This is a genomic window from Saccharopolyspora sp. MMCC62 (genome assembly GCF_057736575.1).
The window spans coordinates 190,920-208,970 of the sequence record NZ_JBYKCM010000010.1; the positions used below are offsets into that span (position 1 = coordinate 190,920).

General features: G+C 71.7%; 12 protein-coding genes and 1 tRNA gene. 3 read left to right on the plus strand and 10 right to left on the minus strand.

Annotation, left to right across the window (positions count from 1 at the left end; all coding sequences use genetic code 11):
* Nucleotides 1–4: 4 nt before the first annotated feature.
* From yidC to AC29IT_RS23045, 3 genes are read right to left on the minus strand one after another with little or no spacing between them, the layout of a single operon-like run.
* Nucleotides 5–1,036 (minus strand): membrane protein insertase YidC, encoded by a 1,032-nt coding sequence (gene yidC, locus AC29IT_RS23035; protein WP_488220081.1) that lies wholly within the window; start codon nucleotides 1,034–1,036, stop codon nucleotides 5–7.
* Between the two features lie 24 nt (nucleotides 1,037–1,060).
* Complete coding sequence (locus AC29IT_RS23040) at nucleotides 1,061–1,864, minus strand: TIR domain-containing protein (protein WP_488220082.1); 804 nt, start codon at nucleotides 1,862–1,864, stop codon at nucleotides 1,061–1,063.
* A 37-nt stretch (nucleotides 1,865–1,901) separates the two neighbouring features.
* Nucleotides 1,902–3,191, minus strand: coding sequence for a helix-turn-helix domain-containing protein (locus tag AC29IT_RS23045; RefSeq protein ID WP_488220083.1), 1,290 nt, complete (start codon nucleotides 3,189–3,191; stop codon nucleotides 1,902–1,904).
* Between the two features lie 151 nt (nucleotides 3,192–3,342).
* On the opposite strand from AC29IT_RS23045, the gene AC29IT_RS23050 reads away from it, so the two are divergent.
* Complete coding sequence (locus AC29IT_RS23050) at nucleotides 3,343–3,612, plus strand: MHYT domain-containing protein (RefSeq protein ID WP_488220084.1); 270 nt, start codon at nucleotides 3,343–3,345, stop codon at nucleotides 3,610–3,612.
* Nucleotides 3,613–3,750: 138 nt separating this feature from the next.
* On the opposite strand, the gene recQ is transcribed toward AC29IT_RS23050, so the two are convergent.
* The 3 genes from recQ to AC29IT_RS23065 form a co-directional block, all read right to left on the minus strand.
* Entirely contained in the window at nucleotides 3,751–5,601 is a 1,851-nt protein-coding gene (gene recQ, locus AC29IT_RS23055) for a DNA helicase RecQ (RefSeq protein WP_358441861.1), read from the minus strand.
* A gap of 103 nt (nucleotides 5,602–5,704) precedes the next feature.
* Nucleotides 5,705–6,853 (minus strand): glycosyltransferase, encoded by a 1,149-nt coding sequence (locus AC29IT_RS23060; RefSeq protein ID WP_358441864.1) that lies wholly within the window; start codon nucleotides 6,851–6,853, stop codon nucleotides 5,705–5,707.
* A 185-nt stretch (nucleotides 6,854–7,038) separates the two neighbouring features.
* Entirely contained in the window at nucleotides 7,039–7,560 is a 522-nt protein-coding gene (locus tag AC29IT_RS23065; RefSeq protein ID WP_358441867.1) for a DUF2165 domain-containing protein, read from the minus strand.
* A gap of 105 nt (nucleotides 7,561–7,665) precedes the next feature.
* Here AC29IT_RS23065 and AC29IT_RS23070 point away from each other — a divergent pair, with 105 nt between their 5' ends.
* Together AC29IT_RS23070 and AC29IT_RS23075 are read left to right on the plus strand one after the other, a co-directional pair.
* A complete protein-coding gene (locus tag AC29IT_RS23070; RefSeq protein ID WP_488220085.1) occupies nucleotides 7,666–8,784 on the plus strand; it encodes a glycosyltransferase in 1,119 nt (372 codons plus the stop codon).
* Between the two features lie 32 nt (nucleotides 8,785–8,816).
* Nucleotides 8,817–9,611, plus strand: coding sequence for a polysaccharide pyruvyl transferase family protein (locus AC29IT_RS23075; RefSeq protein WP_488220086.1), 795 nt, complete (start codon nucleotides 8,817–8,819; stop codon nucleotides 9,609–9,611).
* A 72-nt stretch (nucleotides 9,612–9,683) separates the two neighbouring features.
* On the opposite strand, the gene AC29IT_RS23080 is transcribed toward AC29IT_RS23075, so the two are convergent.
* From AC29IT_RS23080 to AC29IT_RS23095, 4 genes are all read right to left on the minus strand, one after another.
* Nucleotides 9,684–13,877: an nSTAND1 domain-containing NTPase gene (locus AC29IT_RS23080; RefSeq protein WP_488220087.1), complete on the minus strand. Its 4,194-nt coding sequence runs from the start codon at nucleotides 13,875–13,877 to the stop codon at nucleotides 9,684–9,686.
* A gap of 681 nt (nucleotides 13,878–14,558) precedes the next feature.
* Nucleotides 14,559–14,635 (minus strand) — tRNA-Leu (locus tag AC29IT_RS23085).
* 197 nt (nucleotides 14,636–14,832) lie between these two features.
* Nucleotides 14,833–15,972, minus strand: coding sequence for an ATP-grasp domain-containing protein (locus AC29IT_RS23090; RefSeq protein ID WP_358441878.1), 1,140 nt, complete (start codon nucleotides 15,970–15,972; stop codon nucleotides 14,833–14,835).
* Between the two features lie 365 nt (nucleotides 15,973–16,337).
* Nucleotides 16,338–17,660 (minus strand): NAD(P)/FAD-dependent oxidoreductase, encoded by a 1,323-nt coding sequence (locus AC29IT_RS23095; protein ID WP_358441881.1) that lies wholly within the window; start codon nucleotides 17,658–17,660, stop codon nucleotides 16,338–16,340.
* Between the last annotated feature and the right edge of the window lie 391 nt (nucleotides 17,661–18,051).

The window sequence follows — 18,051 nt, forward strand, 5'->3', positions numbered from 1 at the left end:
GCGGCTAACGCCGCTTCTTCTGGCCCTTCTTGGCCGAAGCGGCCTGCTTGCCCGGCCGCTTCTTCTGCTGCGGGCGCCGGTTCCCGCCTCCGCCGCCGGAGTTCGCGGTGGCCTTGGCGCCGTTCACGGCGGTGGCCGAAGCGTCGGTGGCCGAGGCCTCGGAGTCCTCGTCGGCAGCGGATTCCGCGGAGGTCTCCTCCGCCTTCTTCACCTGGCCGGGCTTCTGCCCCGGCTTCGGGCGCGGCGCGTCCTTCTTCGCTGCCAGCTCCTTCTGCTTCTCCCGCTCCTGCTCGCGGTCGATCTTGTTGCTCAGGAAGTGCTGCTGGCCCAGCGTCCAGATGTTGTTCGCCATGAAGTACAGGACGATCGCGATCGGCAGCACCCAGCCGGAGAACAACGTGCCGACCGGCGCGACGTACATCATGAACTTGCCCATCATGGCCGTCTGCGGGTTGGCCATGGAGGCGTCGGTCTGGCGCTTCATCGACATGCGCATGGTGGTGAACGTCGCGATGGACGCGATCACCATCAGCGGCAGGCCGACCGCGATCATGTTCAGCCGCGTGGTCCCGAACGCTTCGAGGACCGCCGCGGGCTGGCTCAGCCAGTTGCCGAGCTTCGCACCGAAGATGTCGGCGTTGATGAACGACTCGACCCCGGCGCGGTCGAAGATGTAGTTGCTCTGCGCCTGCGGGGTGAAGCCGCGCAGCACGTGGAACAGGCTCAGGAACACCGGGATCTGCAGCAACGCGGGAAGGCAGCCACCGATCGGGTTCACCCCGTGCTCGGACTGCAGCTTCTGCATCTCCTGCGCCATGCGCTGCTTGTCGTTCTTGTACTTCTCCCGCAGCTTCTGGATCTGCGGGGAGAACTTCGCCATCTTCCGGCCGGCGCGCATCTGGCTGATCGCCGGCTTGAGCAGCACCACGCGGAGCGTGAACACCAGGAAGAACACCGACAAGGCCCAGGCGAACCCGTTGTCCGGCCCCAGCACGGTGCCGAAAACCCTGTGCCAGAACCACAAAATGGCCGACACGGGATAGAGGATAAAGTCGAACACTCAACCACTCCTGGTCATCGCCCGGCGATCGTCCCGGGCCCGCTTGCACGGCCGCGCCCGCCCTGTGCGCACCGGCCTCAGCCCTACCAGGGTGCCATGCCCGGCGGCCCGGACGAGGCGGGGCGGGGCTTTACCACGGAGGGTGATGGCGCGGTCGCGGAACGTTCGAGGCCCGTCGCGGGCGACCGGGCCGTCCGGCACCCGCTCGGCACCACGCGCGGTGCGCCATCCCGCGATCCTGCGCCGCCTCCCCAGCCGGACCGCGGGCAGCCCGTTCCGGGAGCCGGCGACCCGCAGCCGCCCCGCCGGGCCGGAGCGCCGCACCGCACCGCTCGCCAGCACCGGGACCAGGTCCACCAAGTCGGCGGCGAGGCGATCCAGCTCCGCCGCCGCGTCCCGCGGGTCGAACCGCCGGTGCTGGCGCTCCGCGAGCCAGCGCAGCGCGGGCGGCAGTTCCGCCGGGCCCAGCGGCGGCACCTCGCGGCCCACCAGCATCGGCAGCACCACGGCGCCCGCGCCCGCGGCCACCACGATCTCCCGCCGGATCCAGTCCTGCGACTCGTCCAACGCCCGTCCCCCGCACGTCCCGGGCGCGGTCCTCCAGTGCGGGCCGATCAGCACCAGCAGCACCCGGCAGCGCCGCGCCCCCGCCAGCAGCTCCGGCGGGAACACCCGGCCCGGCTTGATCGACAGGCCGTCGAAGAAGATCCGGTCCGCCCCGAACCTGCGCCGCAGGTCGGCGGCGATGAACGCCGCCGCGATCTCCGCATCTCCGGTGCGGTAGTTCACGAAGACCTCGTGCACAGTGGCGATCTCCTCTACCCGTGCGGACTTCCGCTGATCAGCTCGTCCTGGTGTGCAGCGCCGCGGTGAGCCGCGGGTACAGCTCGCGCACGCAGCGGTTCGCGTGGAAGCGGGACAGCGTGCGGGAGATCCGCCGCAGGTCGGACAGGATCGTGGCCGAGGCGAACGAATCGACCACGGCCAGCAGCGCTCCGGTGAGCGCGCACGCGTGCTCCACCGCCCCGGCCGAGGCGTAGGCCAGCGCGCGGCGCATCCCGTAGCGCGCCCGGGTGCGCAGCGCCTGCTCCGGAACCCGGGCCAGCTCGCCGTCCAGCACCTCCGCCGCCCGCCTCGACCGGCCCAGGTCGTGCAGGCACCAGCCGGTGATCATCGCGGTGGGGTCGGGCAGGTACTTCGGCCCCAGCACCGGGACGTCGTGCTCCGGCGCGGCCCGCGCCAGCAGCTCGCGGGACCGGTCCAGCGCGCGCAGGCACGAGTCGTAGTCGCCGGCCAGCGCGTGCCCCTGCGCCTCCCGCTGCGCCGCGAGCCCGCCGATCCGCGGCGGCACCGGGCCCTGCTGCGCCCGCCGGGACAGCTCGATGGTCTGCCGCGCGTCGTCCCGGTACAGCGTGATCAACCCGCGGCACACCAGCGCGTAGCTGGCCAGGTGCCGATCCCCGCCCACCGCCGCGAACTCCACCGCGCGGTCGGTCCACCACAGCGCCGCCCGGTCGTCCCCGGACTCCTGCGCCATCCAGCCCGCGTATTCGGCGTAGCGGGCGCTGAGCACCAGCAGGTCACCGCTGCTGCTCGGCCCGGCGTCCGCCGCCAGCCTGCGCAACGTCTGGGAGTGCACCGCGAGCACCGGCAGCACCGCGCCGTGGCTGGCGGTCTGCCCCAGCTCGCGCAGCAGGTCGAACTGCCTGCGGAACACCTCCAGCGGTGGAGCGTCCAGCGCGGTCGCGGCCCGGCCGCGCGACCCGCCGCCGTAGGCGAACGGCACCTCGGCGCCGGGGACGCCCAGCGCGGCCACCTCGCCCCGGTCCACCAGCCGGAACCAGCCCGCGTCACCGGTGAGGTCCATCAGCCACAGGTCGCCCTCCCCCACCGGTCCCGGTTCCGGCGCGCTGGGCTGCGCGGGCACCAGGCTCGCGAGCGCACCGCCCGCCCCCAGCGCGGCGTCGCAGCTGCGAGCGAGTTCGGGGTTCGGCCGCCGGACACCGTTCTCGACCTTGCTGAGGTAGCCCTTGCTGTAGTGCACCCGCTCGGCCAAGTGCGCCAGCGACCATCCGGCGTCCTGGCGGAATCGCCGGAGTTCCGTCGCGAACCGAGTTCGCCGTGCGGCCACGAATACCTCCTGTTTCCGGTCGTCCGGCCGCGTGGCACCGGGCAACGCCTCGTGCCGGACGACTGATCGGGACATGCTTCGTCGAGGAAGAAAAAGAGGGGCGCCACGGAAATTAGTACGAAGCACACTGAAAGTGGAGGAGTTCTTGATCATGACATCCGGATTGCGCAACGCCTCACCCGACAGGAGCAAGAATCCCGGGGATCAGTTCGCCCTGCGTGCGATGCTGTCGCTCGGATTCACCCTGGTGCAGGTATGGGCCATGCACACAGCGCTCACCAGCGCCCCGCCGGAAGGTCCGGCCCGCTGGGCGCTGGCCCTGGTGCTGTCCGCCGCGTTCATCGCCGTGCTGGATTCCTGGGCCGCCGTCTGGCGGTACCTGCGGAACGGGAACCGGCGCCGGGTCCGCAATATCGGGTAATCCGGCCGGCCGCGCCCGACTCGCCGAATTCGCGGTTTCACGGGAAACGGCGCATTTCCCGCCGGAACAGCGAATCGAAATGGTCCGAGCGGTCGATCAAGCGACCCGAATCAGCCGGTTGGTACCGGGACCGCCCGTTCACCCCTCTTCCAGGACGTCCAGGACGGGCTGGCCGTACTTGGCCAGCTTGTTCTGGCCGACGCCGCTGATCGCGCCCAGCTCGTCCAGGGTGGCCGGGCGCTGCGCCGCGACCTGGCGCAGCACCGCGTCGTGGAAGATCACGTAGGCGGGCACGCCCTGCTCCTTCGCCGTGGCCGCGCGCCACGCGCGGAGGCGTTCGAACAGCGGCGCCGCCTCCGCGGGCAGCTCGACCTGCTCGGCCTTGCCGGCCTTGGCCTGCTTCGGCTCCTTCGCGGCCTTCGCCGGTTCGCGCCGGAACCGCACCTCGCGCTCCCGCGAGAGCACCGCACCGCTGGACTCGGTGAGCACCAGGGTGCCGTAATCACCTTCCACCGCCAGCAGACCCTGCGCCAGCAGCTGGCGCACCACGCCCCGCCACTCCACTTCCTTGAGGTCCGCACCCACGCCGAACACGGTGAGCTCGTCGTGCCGGAACTGCTGGACCTTGTCGTTGCGCTTGCCCAGCAGGATGTCCACGACGTGGCCCGCGCCGAACTTCTGCCGCCGCTCGTGCAGCAGCCGGTACACCGTGGAGAGGAGCTTCTGCGCGGCGACCGTGCCGTCCCAGGACTCCGGCGGGTTCAGGCAGGTGTCGCAGTTGCCGCACGGCGCGCCGTCCTGGCCGAAGTAGGCCAGCAGCTGCACCCGGCGGCACTCCACGGTCTCGCACAGCGCGAGCATCGAATCCAGGTGCGCGCCCAGCCGCCTGCGGTGCGCGTCGTCGCCCTCGGAGTTGTTGATCATCTTGCGCTGCTGGACGACGTCCTGCAGCCCGTAGGCCAGCCACGCCGTGGAGGGCAGCCCGTCGCGACCGGCCCGGCCGGTCTCCTGGTAGTAGCCCTCCACCGACTTGGGCAGGTCCAGGTGCGCGACGAACCGCACGTCCGGCTTGTCGATGCCCATGCCGAACGCGATGGTGGCCACCACCACCAGTCCGTCCTCCCGCAGGAACCTGGACTGGTGCGCCGCGCGCGTCCCCGCGTCGAGGCCCGCGTGGTACGGCACCGCCGGAACACCGTTCTGGCTGAGGAAGTCGGCGGTCTTCTCCACCGATGACCGGGACAGGCAGTAGACGATGCCCGCGTCCCCGGGGTGCTCGGTGCGCAGCAGGTTCAGCAGCTGCCGCTTCGGATCGTTCTTGCCGACGATGCGGTACTGGATGTTCGGGCGGTCGAAGCTCGCCACGAAGTGCCGCGCCTGCGTCAGGTCCAGCCGCGTCGCGATCTCACCGCGGGTGGCCTCGGTGGCGGTCGCGGTCAGCGCGATGCGCGGCACGTCCGGCCAGCGCTCGTGCAGCATCGACAGCGCCAGGTAATCCGGCCGGAAGTCGTGGCCCCACTGCGCCACGCAGTGCGCCTCATCGATCGCGAACAGCGAGATGTTCCCCTTGTCCAGCAAGGACAACGTGGATTCGACGCGCAGCCGCTCCGGCGCCAGGTAGAGCAGGTCCAGCTCCCCGTTCAGGAAGGCGGCCTCCACCGCGCGGCGCTGCCCGGCGTCCTGCGTCGAGTTGAGGAACCCGGCGCGCACCCCGAGCTCGGTGAGCGCGTCCACCTGGTCCTGCATCAACGCGATCAACGGGGAGACGACGATGCCGACGCCGTCGCGGACCAGCGCCGGAACCTGGTAGCACAGCGATTTCCCGCCGCCGGTGGGCATCAGCACCAACGCGTCGCCGCCACCGACGACGTGCTCGACGATGTCCTGCTGCGGGCCCCGGAACGAGTCGTAGCCGAAGACGCGGTGCAGCACCTCCAGCGCGTCGGGCGCGGCAGGATCGGCGACGGGACTGCTCTGCGCGGAAGTCACCGGGCGATTCTACGGAGCCACCACGACGCCGAACCGGCCCATCGGGCGCCGGTGTGTCGGCCCGGTCCGCGGCCGCTCGCACGCCGCGGGCCGGGCCCCGGGCTCAGTTGACGAAGTCGGGGAGCCGCTCCGCCACCCGCTGCGGGCTCGGCATCTCGGCGATCTCCGCGGCCACCCGGCGAGCGACGAGCCGGTGCGGCGAATCGCCCAGCAGCGGCGCGGCCGCCGTGCGCACCGACTCCGCGGTGACCTCCGCGCCCAACAGCTGCGCACCACCCCCGGCCGCGGTGATCGTCTCGGCGTTGCCGAACTGGTCGGCGCCCTGCGGCAGGAACAACTGCGGCAACCCGGCCCCCAGCGCGGCCAACGTCGTCCCGCTGCCGCCGTGGTGCACCACCAGGTCCACCCGCTCCAACAGCTCCGCCTGCGGCACCCACTCGTGCACCGAGACGTTCGGCGGCAGCTCGCCCAACGCTCCCGCCTGCACGCTCGGGCCCGCCGCGACCAGCACGTCCACGTCCAGCGCGGCGAGCCCCTCGATCGCGGACCGCAGCACTCCCGCATCGCCGAAACCGGTGCCCAGCGTCAGGTACACCAGCGGCCGCGACCGCTCGGCCACCGCTTCCGGCGGCAGCTCACCGGGCGGCGCGAACGGGACCGGCCGCAGCGGGAAGCGCGGCAACGATTCGAGGAGCTCCGCCGGTTGCAGCGAAGCCGGGAAGATGTCCAGGAACGGATTCCCCAGGGTGCGCAGGTCCCCTTCGGGAAGGTCGATACCGGCGTCCGCCGCCACCGAGCGCAGCGCCGGGTCGAAACCCGCGTAGCTCGCCGGGGACTGGCGGCCGAAACCGTGGCACACGCCGGGAATTCCCGCTTCCCGCGCGGCCAGCCCGGCACCGTGGTTGCCCGCTTCGTGCACCACCAGATCGGGCTTGAACTCGGTGAGCACCGGCCGCAGGTCGGCCAGGTAGCGGCGCGGCAGCTCGGCGCCGAACACGAGGGAGACCAGCCGTCGCCATTCCTCGGAACCCGGTTCCGGCCGCGTCGACGAACCACCCGAGGCCGCGGCGAAACCGGCGCCGATCGGCACGCCCACCGCGGCGAAGCGGAGGCCGAGCTCCTCGACCGTGCCGCGGAACGGTTCGCCGGTGGCGAACAGGACGTCGTGGCCGTGTGCACGCGCGGCGCGCGCCAGCGGGATCAGCGGGTACAGGTGGCCGTGGCCGGAAAGGCTGGAGAAGACGATTCGCACGCGGTCGACGGTAATCGTCCGATACCGGTTCTCGCCGGTGGATTTTCCCAGGTACGACGCGGAAGAGGCGATTTTCGCCGTGAATGACCGATTGGCTCGTTTCGAGCCGGGGTGATCGCAGCCCTCCTGCCGCGATCACCCGGCCCCCAGTTGATCTTTCTTTCAGCGCGGAACGATCCGCGGGATCAGGTCGCGGCTTCGGAATCCCGCGACGGCAGGTGCACCAGGATCAGGCCGACGGCGGCGATGATCAGGTTCTGTAGGGCGGCCTGCAGCCCGTTCCACTTCTCGGACTGCCACATCATGAACCACTCACCGCCGATCACGATGAAACCGCCGCCGAACAGCAGCACCTCCAGCAGCCAGCCCAGCGACGCCAGCCGGCGTGCCAGCTCCGCGCGCCGCGCATCCGCGTGCGAGCGCAGCCACACGACCAGCGCGGCGACGAGCACCACCGTGATCAGCACTTCCCAGCCGATGACCACGAGGTACGCGGTCGTCGACAATCCGGGATGCGTGATCGACCGCCACATCGTGTCCGGTGAATTGAACGTCGTGTCCATTGCGAACACGTGCTGCACGAACGCCGCATTCGTCCCGAAGTCCGTGATGTTCCCGAAGGCGACCAGCCCCATCTGCGCAGCGGTGATGGCGACCAGCACCGTGATCACCGCACGCAGACTCCCCAACGTTGCCAGAAGACGCATGCGGCGGACTGTACGCAAGCGGCGGTGTCGAGACCGCTCGCGTGCCGCATTCGCAATAATCCGGATCGGAACACGACACCGGAACAGCACCAGGGAAGGAGCCCCATGCGGGTGTGCCTCGTCTCGCACCGCCTGGGCGGGTTCGACGGCGTGAGCATCGAGGCCGCGAAATGGGCGGCCGGGTTCCGCGCCCTCGGCCACCGGGTCACCCGGGCCGCCGGCCACTTCGTCGACCGGGAACCCGGCGACGTCGAGGTCACCGGCATGTGGGCGGACCGCCCCGGTGGTGATCCGCCCCCGGTGGACCACGCGGTGATCCGGCGGCTCTGCACCGAGCACGACCTGCTGGTGCTGGACAACGCCGGCTCGCTGTGGAGCGCGCCGGACGCCTCCACCGCGTGGGAACGGCACGCGCTGGACACCGGCACGCCGGTGCTGCTGCGCCACCACGACCCGGCTTGGCAGGGCACCGCGCTGCGCGCGGTGGACGGCGACGCGGTGCCGCTGCACCACCCGGCGCACCTGCACGTGCTGATCAACGAGCGCACCGCGGGCGAGTTCACCGCCCGCTGGCCCGAACTGCACCGGACCGGGGCGCTGCGCGTGGTGCACAACCGCGTGCACGTGGACCGGCTCGCGAGCGGCGACCGCGACCGCACCCGCGCCCGGCTCGGGATCGCACCGGACGAGGTGCTCGTGCTGCACCCGGCGCGCGTCGAGGGCGCGAACAAGAACATCCCCGGCGCGGTCCGGATCGCGACCGAGCTGCGCGCGCGGCTCGACCGGCCGGTGCGCTACTGGCTCACCGACGACACCCCCGCCACCGGGCACGTCGCGGAGGCGCTGGCCGCCGCGCCCGGACCGGTGCGCGGCCACGTCGACGAGCAGGCGGACATGTACGCGGCCGCCGACCTGGTGCTGCTGCCCTCCACCTGGGAGGGCTGGGGGTTGCCCGTCGCGGAGGCCGCCGCGGCGCGACGGCTCGTCGTGGCCGGGCCGTACCCGGTGCTCGACGAACTCCGCGCCCTCGGCCTGCACGTACCCGGGCCGGACGCGGTGGACGAGGTGGCGGCGCTGCTGCGCGACCCCGCCGCGGCCGCCGAACCGCTCGCCGCGAACCACCGGGCCGTCCGCGAGCACCTCGACGCGGCGGCGCTGCCCGCGGTGCTGGCCGAACTGGCCGAGCTCGCCCGGCGCCGCTGCGCCACTCCCCCACGCCGCTGATCGAGAACCCCGATCGAGGAGCACCGCCGCACATGCCCGAGATCTTCGTCGTGCACCGCCGCGACCCGCACAACATCGGCGACATGGCCTGCCCGCCGTCCGACCACCTCGAACACTTCCCGTGGCTGGCCGACGCCACCACCATCGACATCGAGCACGACGTCCCGCGCTACGCGGACCGGTTGCGCCGCGCCCACGTCATCTACGGCGGTGGCGGTCTGCTCGGCACCGGGTTCTTCGACCGGCAGCTCGACCTGCTGCTGTCGCTGCGGCCGCCGAAGCTCGTCGTCTGGGGCGCCGGGCACAACAACAACGAGCACCACGCGATCGACGCACCCGAGCTCCTCGACCGGTTCGACTTGGTCGGCCTGCGCGACCGGCAGGGCCCCGGCGGCCACGAGTGGGTGCCGTGCGTGAGCGCACTGCTGCCGCGGCTGGCCGCCCCGGGCGAACCGCGCCACGAGGTCGTCGCCTACCGGCATCGCGATCAGAAGCTGCCGTTCCCCGCCGATCTAGGCGAATTCCCGTTGCGCACCAACGGGAACGACGACCTCGACGGGACGCTGGACTTCCTCGCCTCCGGGGAGGTGGTGGTGACGAACTCGTACCACGGCGCCTACTGGGCGACGCTGATGGGACGGCGCGTCGTGGTCGTCGACCCGTTCGCCTCGAAGTTCCACGGCTTCCAGCACCGGGTGCCCGTGGTCGACGGCCGTTCCTGGCGCGCCGCGCTCGCCGACACCCGCACCTACCCGGACGCGCTGCGGGAGTGCCGGGCGGCGGTGCTCGGCTTCGGCGACCGGGTCCGGCGGCTCTTCGGCCGCTGACCGCCGGGCCGCTGACCGCCGGGCCGCGGGGCGGTCACCCCGGGCGGGTCACTCGCTGATGCTCGCGGGAGGTCACTCGCAGGGCGGCGAGTACGCGGTCTGCGGGATCGTCTGCTCCCACTGCTCGCGCGGCAGCACCCCGCGGGTCGTGGCGCAGATGCGGTCGATGGCGTACTGCTCGTCCAGGTCCCACAGCTGCGCGGTGTTGTCGCCGCTGGAGGTGGCGAAGGTCCGGCCGTCCGGGCTGAACGACACCGTGTTCACCGCGGCCTGGTGCTCGGCGACGCTGTTGCCGATCGGCACCGCCCGCTGCGGATCCGACACGTCCCACAACCGGACGGTGCGGTCTTCGCCCGCGGTGGCCAGCGTCCGGCCGTCCGGGCTGAACACCGCGGTCTTGACGATCTGGGTGTGCCCGATCAGCGGGTTCCCGAGCAACCGGGGCGCCGCCGGGTCGGACACGTCCCACAGCCGGATCGCCTTGTCCTGGCCCGCGGTGGCGATCGTGTTCCCGTCCGGGCTGAAACTCGCCGTGTAGGTCTCCGTGTCCCCCGTGTTCAGCGGTTTCCCCAGCAGTTCCGGGTGCCCGCGGTCGGTGACGTCCCACAACCGGACGGTGCCGTCGCTGCTCGCCGTCGCCAGCACGCGGCCGTCCGGGCTGAAGCTCGCCTGGTTGATGTAGCCGCGATGCCCGGTGAGCGGCGCCCCCAGCCGCACCGGCACGGTGGGGTCGCTGACGTCCCACAGCTGCACGCTGTGGTCGTCGTCGCAGGTCACCAAGGTCCTGCCGTCCGGGCTGAACGACACCTCGCCCGCGTAGCGGGTGTCGACCTTGAACGACCCGGCGAGCGGTTTCGGGGCCGACCGGTCCTGCATGTCCCACAACCGCACCGTGCCGGAGCCGCCGCCGGTGGCCAGGATGCGCCCGTCCGGGCTGAACGCCGCCGCGTACACCGAACCGACCGGACCGTCGTAGACGTCCAACGGGCCGGCCACCTGGCGCGGCACCCGGGTGGAGACGTCCCACACCCGCATGGTGTGGTCGTCCCCCGCGGTGATCAACGTCCGCCCGTCCGGGCTGAACAGCGCGGTGTTCACGCGCGCGGTGTGCCCGGACAGGATCCGCTCCGGCAGCGACCAGAGCCGTACCGTGCCGTCGTCCGCTCCGGTCGCCAAGGTGCCGCCGTCCGGGCTGAACCCCACCGCGAACACGGTGCTGCTGCCCGAGCTGAGGCTCTGCCCCAGCCTGGTCGCGTTCGCCGGGTCGGTCACGTTCCACAGCAGCGCCGAGCTGTCGGCGCTGCCCGAGGCCAGCGTGCGGCCGTCGGGGCTGAACTTGACCGACCACACCGGGGCGTTGTGCCCGATGAGCGCGGGCCCGAGCTGCACGGCGTGGGCCGGGTCGTGCACGTCCCACAGCCGGATCGTCTTGTCCGAGCTGCCGGAGGCGAGCGTCCGACCGTCCGGGCTGAACGCCACCGTGTGCATGCCCCCGGTGTGCCCGGTCAGCGGCTGGCCCAGCGGCGTCGGCCGAGCCGGGTCCGCCACGTCCCACAGCCGGACGGTCCGGTCATCGCCGCTGGTCGCCAAGGTCCGTCCGTCCGGGGTGAACGCCAGGGTGCGGACCTGCGCGAAGTGCCCGGTCAGCGGCTCTCCCCACGGCACCGGCCGGGCCGGGTCGGTCACGTTCCACAGCCGAGCCGTCCGGTCCTCGTTGGCGGTGGCCAGCGTTCGGCCGTCGGGGCTGAAGGCCAGCAGGTAGATGGTGCCGTCGGTGCCGCCGATCGGCGGCCCCAGCGACTTCGGGCGGGCCGGATCGGACACGTCGTACAGCCGGACCAGGTGGTCGTCGCCCGCGGCGGCCAGGGTCCGCCCGTCCGGGCTGAACACGGCCGAGGTGACCCAGCTGCCGAACCCGGTCAGCGGTGCGCCCAGTTGTTTCGGGTGCATCCGGTCGGAGACGTCCCACAGCCGCACGGTCTCGTCGTAGCTGGCGGTGGCGAGGGTGCGGCCGTCCGGGCTGAACGTGGTCAGGTACACCGGCCCCTTGTGCCCGCGCACCGGCATGCTCAGCGGCGAGTTCTGGGTGGACAGCAGCCGCGTGTACACGCCCTGGTCGTCCGGGCGCAGCCGCTCGGCCACCAGGTTCAGCTTCGCCGCGGCGGAGGGGTCACCGGCCTGCAACCGATCGGCCTGCGCGAGCACCTGCCGGAACTCGGCGTCGTCGCGTTCCCGCACCGCCAGCACGGCGGCCACGGCGGCGACTGCGGCGAACACGCACACGGCGGCCGCCGTGCCGCGCCGGAACCAGCCCGCCCGCCGCCGGTGCCGCATCGAGGCGTGCAGGAACTCGTGGCTGATCGGCGCCAGTTCGGCCGAGCCGACCTGGTCCGCCCAGTGCTGGGCCGTTTCCAGCCGTGCCCCGCGGTAGAGCAGCGAGGTGTCCCGGCCTTCCTGGCGCCACGATTCGGCGTCCCGTTCCAGCCGTTGCCGGGCGAGGTTGCCCGCGCGGTCCTGGTCGATCCAGCTGCGCAGCCGCGGCCACGCGTACAGCAGGGCCTCGTGGCTGATCTCGGCGCAGTCGGAGTCCAAGGTCACCAGCCGCGCGGTCGTGAGCACGTTCAGCGCGCGGGCCGCGGCGTCGCGGTGTTCGGCGTGCTCGACGATCTCGGTGTAGGTGGCGCGCCTGCGGGTGTCCTGGGTGTCCTCGCCGACGTGCACCAGCCGCAGCAGCACCTGCCGCGCGGCGGTCTGCCCGCCTTCGGCGAGTTCGGCCCACGCCCGTTCCGCGGTGGCCGCCACCGCGCCCTGGATGCCGCCCGCCGCGCGGTACCCGGCGATGGTGAGCTTCCCCGATTGCCTGCGCTGCCAGGTGACCAGCAGCGCGTGTGACAGCAGCGGCAGCGCACCGGCGTCGTAGGCCCGTTGGGACGGTTTGCCGTACGCCCGGCCGACGCTGACCCCGAGGTCGCGCAGCAGCACGTCCACCAGACCCGGTTCGATCTGCAGGCCGGTGGCCTTCGCCGGGCCGGTGATGGCCTTGCGCAGCTCGGTGACGGTCATCGCGCCCAGCACCATCTGCCGGTGCTGGAGGGCTTCGGCGAGTTCCGGGAAGTCGAGGCACCGCGCGTAGAAGTCCGCCCGCAGCCCGAGCACCACCAGCCCGGGCGGGGTGCCGCCCGCGAATCCGGTCGTGCAGCAAGCGTTCAGCACCTGCACGAACAGCGCCCGCCGGTGCTCGTCCCGGCACATGGTGAACGCTTCCTCGAACTGGTCCACGACCAGAACCAAGCGCGCCCCGTCGCCGGCGGCGCGGCGGACGTGCCCGGCGACGGCGTCCCGGACCTGCTCGGCGAAGCGGAAGTCCGCGGACGGGTCGGGGACGGGCGCGTCGAAGGCTCGTCCGCCCGCGGCGGGTGAGTCCGGGACCGGTGCGTTCGCGGCGTCGGAGTCCTGATCGTCCGAACCCTCCGGGCAGCGGACCGGGCCGTCCGGTTCGGCGCCGTGGCGGTCGGCGTTGGCCAGCACCTCGTTGAGCTCGGGGATCAGTTCGGTGAGAGCTCGGAGCGGGTCCTCTCCCGGCGTCGTGGTGCGAACCGGCCACGTCGAGGAGCCCTGCTCGGCGAGCGCGCCGCCGGTGAGCGCCGGGAGCAGACCCGCGCCCAGCAGCGAGGACTTCCCCGCCCCGGAGGCACCGACGAGCATGGTGATGCCGCCCTCGTCGGCCGCGGCGGCGAGGCGTTCCACCAGCGTGGTGGTGGCGCGTTCCCGCCCGAAGAACCAGCCGGATTCGTCCTGGCCGAACGCGGCGAGTCCGCGGTACGGGCAGAGCCCGCCGTCCGCGGGCGGGGCCGTCTCGGCTTCGTCCGCATCGCCCTTCTCGGTGGCGGGGGCCGGGTCGGGCGTGCTGAGCGGGCTGGCGAGTGCTTCTTCCCAACGGGCCCGCCACGCGGACACGTCGTAGAGTCCCTCCACCGGAGGCTGCGGCTGGTGCTTGCGCGCTTCGCCGATGAGGATCTCGAGCACCACGGAGAGCGCGGCGAACCGGGCGGGCACGTTGCGTCCGCGGCGCCAGTCGCTGATCCGCTGGGCGGTGGATCGGATCGGCCTGCCGCGCTCGTCGAGCCGCCGGGCGCGCTCGACCGCGTCGGCCACCCGCTTCAGCGGGGGGTCGCCCGCGGTCACGTACAGCAGGGCGAACCGTTCCGCGAACAGCGCCCGCATCCCGGTGCCCGTCGCCGAAGCCCCCGCTTTCCGGTCCGTCATCCCCGTCCTCCTCCGGTCCGGATCCGGACCGGAAAATCCGGTACCCGCCGTTGAGCAGGTACTTCCCCACGCTCCGGACGCGGGCCGCCACACATCCGCTCCGTCGCCTGCCATGCTCTGACACGGGCTGCGCCGAACGGGCCACGGACGGTCGATGCGCGCGAACCGACCGAACGGTCCGGACAGCAGCCGAGTGGCGGTAGGTGTGCCGCTGAGGTGACTGGGGGTTTCGTCAGCGGCACACCGCACCACTTGGCTTTCGTCGACAGCACGCGGATTCCGGGTCGGCGCACCGCACCGGAATCGACAACCGCCGAGCGATCACGAGAGTACGCGGAATCACCCCGGCCACTCACGGTGGTCGGGGAATTTCGCGTGCCCGAGAAGTCCTCGACCGGCCTTCGCCGGTGTCCGCTCCCGCACCGGACCAGGGTTGTCACCGGCGGCGGAGGGCTCTTCCGGGCAGTCCGGGCGGCTGTCGGGCCGGAGGTTCCGTCGAGGGCGAATCGGCGCCGAGCCGGGTCCGGGGAGGCGGCGCAAGGTTCGTGGGATGTCGCCCGATGGGGTGGTCTCATCACGGGCAGTCGCTGCCGCATCCGCTCGGCGCGCTGCCATCGCTGCGGCGCTGCTTCGCAGTCCAGCCGGCCTCGCTGCGTGGTCCGCGGACCGGCCGTCGCGTGGTGGTGCCCCCGGTCGGGATCGAACCGACACTCGGACGAGTTTAAGTCGTCTGCCTCTGCCAGTTGGGCTACGGGGGCTCGGTCTCAGCGCGCGTTCGAGGAGGTCCTAGAGCGCGGGCTGAGCGGTAACGGCGCCGATCGGTGCTGGGCCGATCGCCACCGCCGGTTCGGACGCACCGACTCTGCCTCCGGTTCCCCCCGATCGGAAGCCGCCGACCAGAGCAAGCCGCTCCCCCCGGTGCGCGGCGATCGGCGGCGGTCGCGGCCCGCCCCCATCAGTCCCACCTCGGCGCCGAGGTAGTCGCCACGAGGTGCTCGTAGCGCTCGGCGACCCAGCGGTGCACGGCGGTGGAGACCGCGTCGTCCTGCGCCCGGTGCTCGAACCAGCGCCAGTCGCAGTTCACGTTGACCTCCAGGAACACGTGATCGGAGTCCGTGGCGAGCAGGTCGAACGCCGCCACGTGCAACCGCCAGAAGCGGCACAGCGCCAGCAGCCGGGTCGCCAGGCCTGCGGGCAGCTCGACCCGTTCCACGGCCACCGAGTCCGGGTCGACCCACAGCTGCGCCGGGTCGAGCTTGTCCACCCGGTAGCCGATGACCTCGTCGCCCACGACGAACGCGCGGATCTCGTGCTCGGAGCCGACGTACTGCTGCACCAGCACCGGGGCGGGCTCGCGCGCTTCCGCGGAGTGCCGGATGTCCAGCGGCCGGGGGAAGAGCCCCCGCAGCGCGCCCGGTTCCGGTTCGAGCATGTGGTGGCCCGCGGTCTTGACGATGCAGCGGCCGCCGCCCGGGCGGTTCCGGCCCGGCAGGGTGGTCACCGCGGTGCGCGGTACCCGGAAGCCGAACGAAGCCGCGTCCCGCAGCTGGGTGAGCCGGTCCAGGTGGGCGCTGGAGCGCACCGGGTTGATCTGCTCCCAGTCGGCGCGGCCGGACAACCAGCCGGACACCGCGCGCCACTGCTCGCGGACGTAGGCGCCGTGGACGGTCGTCGGGTCCACGGGCAACGCGGTGATGTCGAAGTGCCGCCGCCACACCATGATCGGTCGCAGCAGCCAGCGCTCGAGCTCGACCAGCGGGGTGTCGGTGTAGACCGTGAGGGCGACGTCGACGCACCGGTCGGCGTCGATGCGCACCATCCGGATGTTGCGCTCCGCCAGCGCGAGGGAGAGCTCGTTCATCTCCATGTCCGCGGCCCGCGCGAGGACGAGCACGCACGGGATCGGATCGCCGTCCCCGTCGTCGACCAGGTCCGCGCGGTGCACGCGCTCCTGGAAGTCGAGGCTGGTGTCGGCGGAGCGGAAGAAGTAATCCTGCCCCTGCAGCAGCAGTGGCCCGGGGCGGAAATCAGCGGCCGCGGGACCGGTCGTGGGGCCGAACGGGTGCGCGAAGTCGTCCGCCGCCCCCTCGGTCATAACCCCGGTCCTCCTGCGATGCCGCCATCACCGGCGCTCGGTGGTCCGGCCGGTGCTGCGCTCGGTCAGTCGTCCTTCTTGCGGAACACCTCGGAAGCGGCCTGGTACTCGGCCGCGAAATCGGCGAGCGGGCCGTCCTGCACTTCGTCGCTGCGCAGCAGAGCCGCAAGTTCCTGGAGAGTCAAAGGATTCACCCCTTCCCCAACTGAGGCATCCTTTCGAGTGACGACGCCCCGACAGTCTTCGATTACCCGCTACTCATCGTCAAGGGTAGCGGGTCACCCGATCGCCTGCACGGAGCAGCCCCCACTCGTACGCGAATCACCGCGTGCTCATGAAGCACGCGGTGATCACCCGGAGTGCGGTCAGCTTGCCGCGGCCCGCTCGAAGTCGGCCTTCGGATTCTGGATCTGACCCATCGACACGGCTTCCCGCTTGAACAGGAACGCCAGCGTCCAGTCGATGACGATCCGCATCTTGCGGTTGAAGGTGGGCATCCGGCTCACGTGGTACGTGCGGTGCATGAACCACGCGACGAAGCCCTTGGCCTTGAACCCGTAGACGTCGGCGACGCCCTTGTAGAGCCCGAGGCCCGCGACCGAGCCGGCGTAGGCGTGGCGGTACTCCTTGGTGGACTTGCCACGGAGCGACGCCAGCAGGTTCTTGCCGAGCTGGTTGGCCTGGCGCACCGCGTGCTGCGCGGACGGCGCGCAGGTCGCGTTCGGGTCGGTGTCGGCCTTCGAGAGGTCCGGCACCGCCGAGCAGTCACCGGCGGCCCACACGTTCGGCAGGCCTTCGACCTGGAGGTGCGAGGTGGCCTTGATCCGGCCGCGCTCGTCGAGCGGCAGGTCGGAGTTCTTCAGCACCGGGTTGGCCTTGACGCCCGCGTTCCACACCAGCGTGTCGGTGTCGAACTCGGTCCCGTCGGAGAGCACGGCGTGCCCGTTCTCCACCGACTTCAGGAAGGTGTTCAGGTAGACCTGGATCCCGCGCTCTTCCAACGCCTTGACGACGTAGACGCCCATCTTCTCGCTGACCTCGGGCATCACGCGCCCGGCGGCCTCGACGAGGACCCACCGCATGTCCTCCGGCGAGATGGACTCGTAGTAGCGGGTGGCGTAACGGGCCATGTCCTCCAGCTCCGCCAGCGCCTCGGCTCCGGCGAAGCCGCCACCGACGAAGGTGAAGGTGAGCAGCCGCTTGCGCAGCTCCTCGTCGGAGGTGTTGGCCGCCGCGTCCATCTTCGCCAGCACGTGGTTGCGCAGGTAGATGGCTTCACCGACGGTCTTGAGGCTGATGCCTTGTTCCGCCAGGCCGGGGATGGGCAGGAGTCGGGACACGGAGCCCAGCGCCACCACGAGCACGTCGTAGGGGAGCTCTTCGGGACCCGTCTGCGGGTTCTCGATCTGCACGACCTGGTCGGCGTGCTTGATCTCGGTGACACTGGCGGTGATCACATGGCACCGCTTCAGGACTCGTCGCAGTGGCGCTACCACGTGGCGAGGCTCGACCGAGCCCGCTGCCGCTTCCGGTAGGAAGGGCTGGTAGGTCATGTGCGGCTGAGGATCGACCACGGTGACGGAGGCTTCGCGACGTCCCAGCTTGGACTGAAGCTGAAGCGCCGTGTACATGCCGACATAGCCGCCGCCGAGGATGAGAATCCGGGTGGGTTCGGATTTACCAGCCATGCCGATATGGTCGCACCACTGGGCGGGGGCACGGTCCGCAGACCCCCCCTAATGTGACGCCAGTCGCGCGTGGTGGTGATCACGATCTACGCGCTGTGCGCGGACGGCTGCGCTCGGTATGCGCACTCCGCAGCGCGGGGGAGCCGGATTGACGGCCACCCTACCGACTTTTCCGGCCGGAAAGCCACCACGCCGCAGCATCTTCCGCATTCCGAGGAGTTCGGCGCCGGATCGGCGTCCACCCGTGCTGACCAGGTACTGCGCTGCGGATTCCCGATTCCGGCAGGGCGCGGCGGCGGCATCGGGACCGCGGGCTCCGATCAAGAAACCGGTGCTCACGGACGCTGAACCGGTACGGCGCAACGGATTCGCCACATCGACCCGAGCCGCG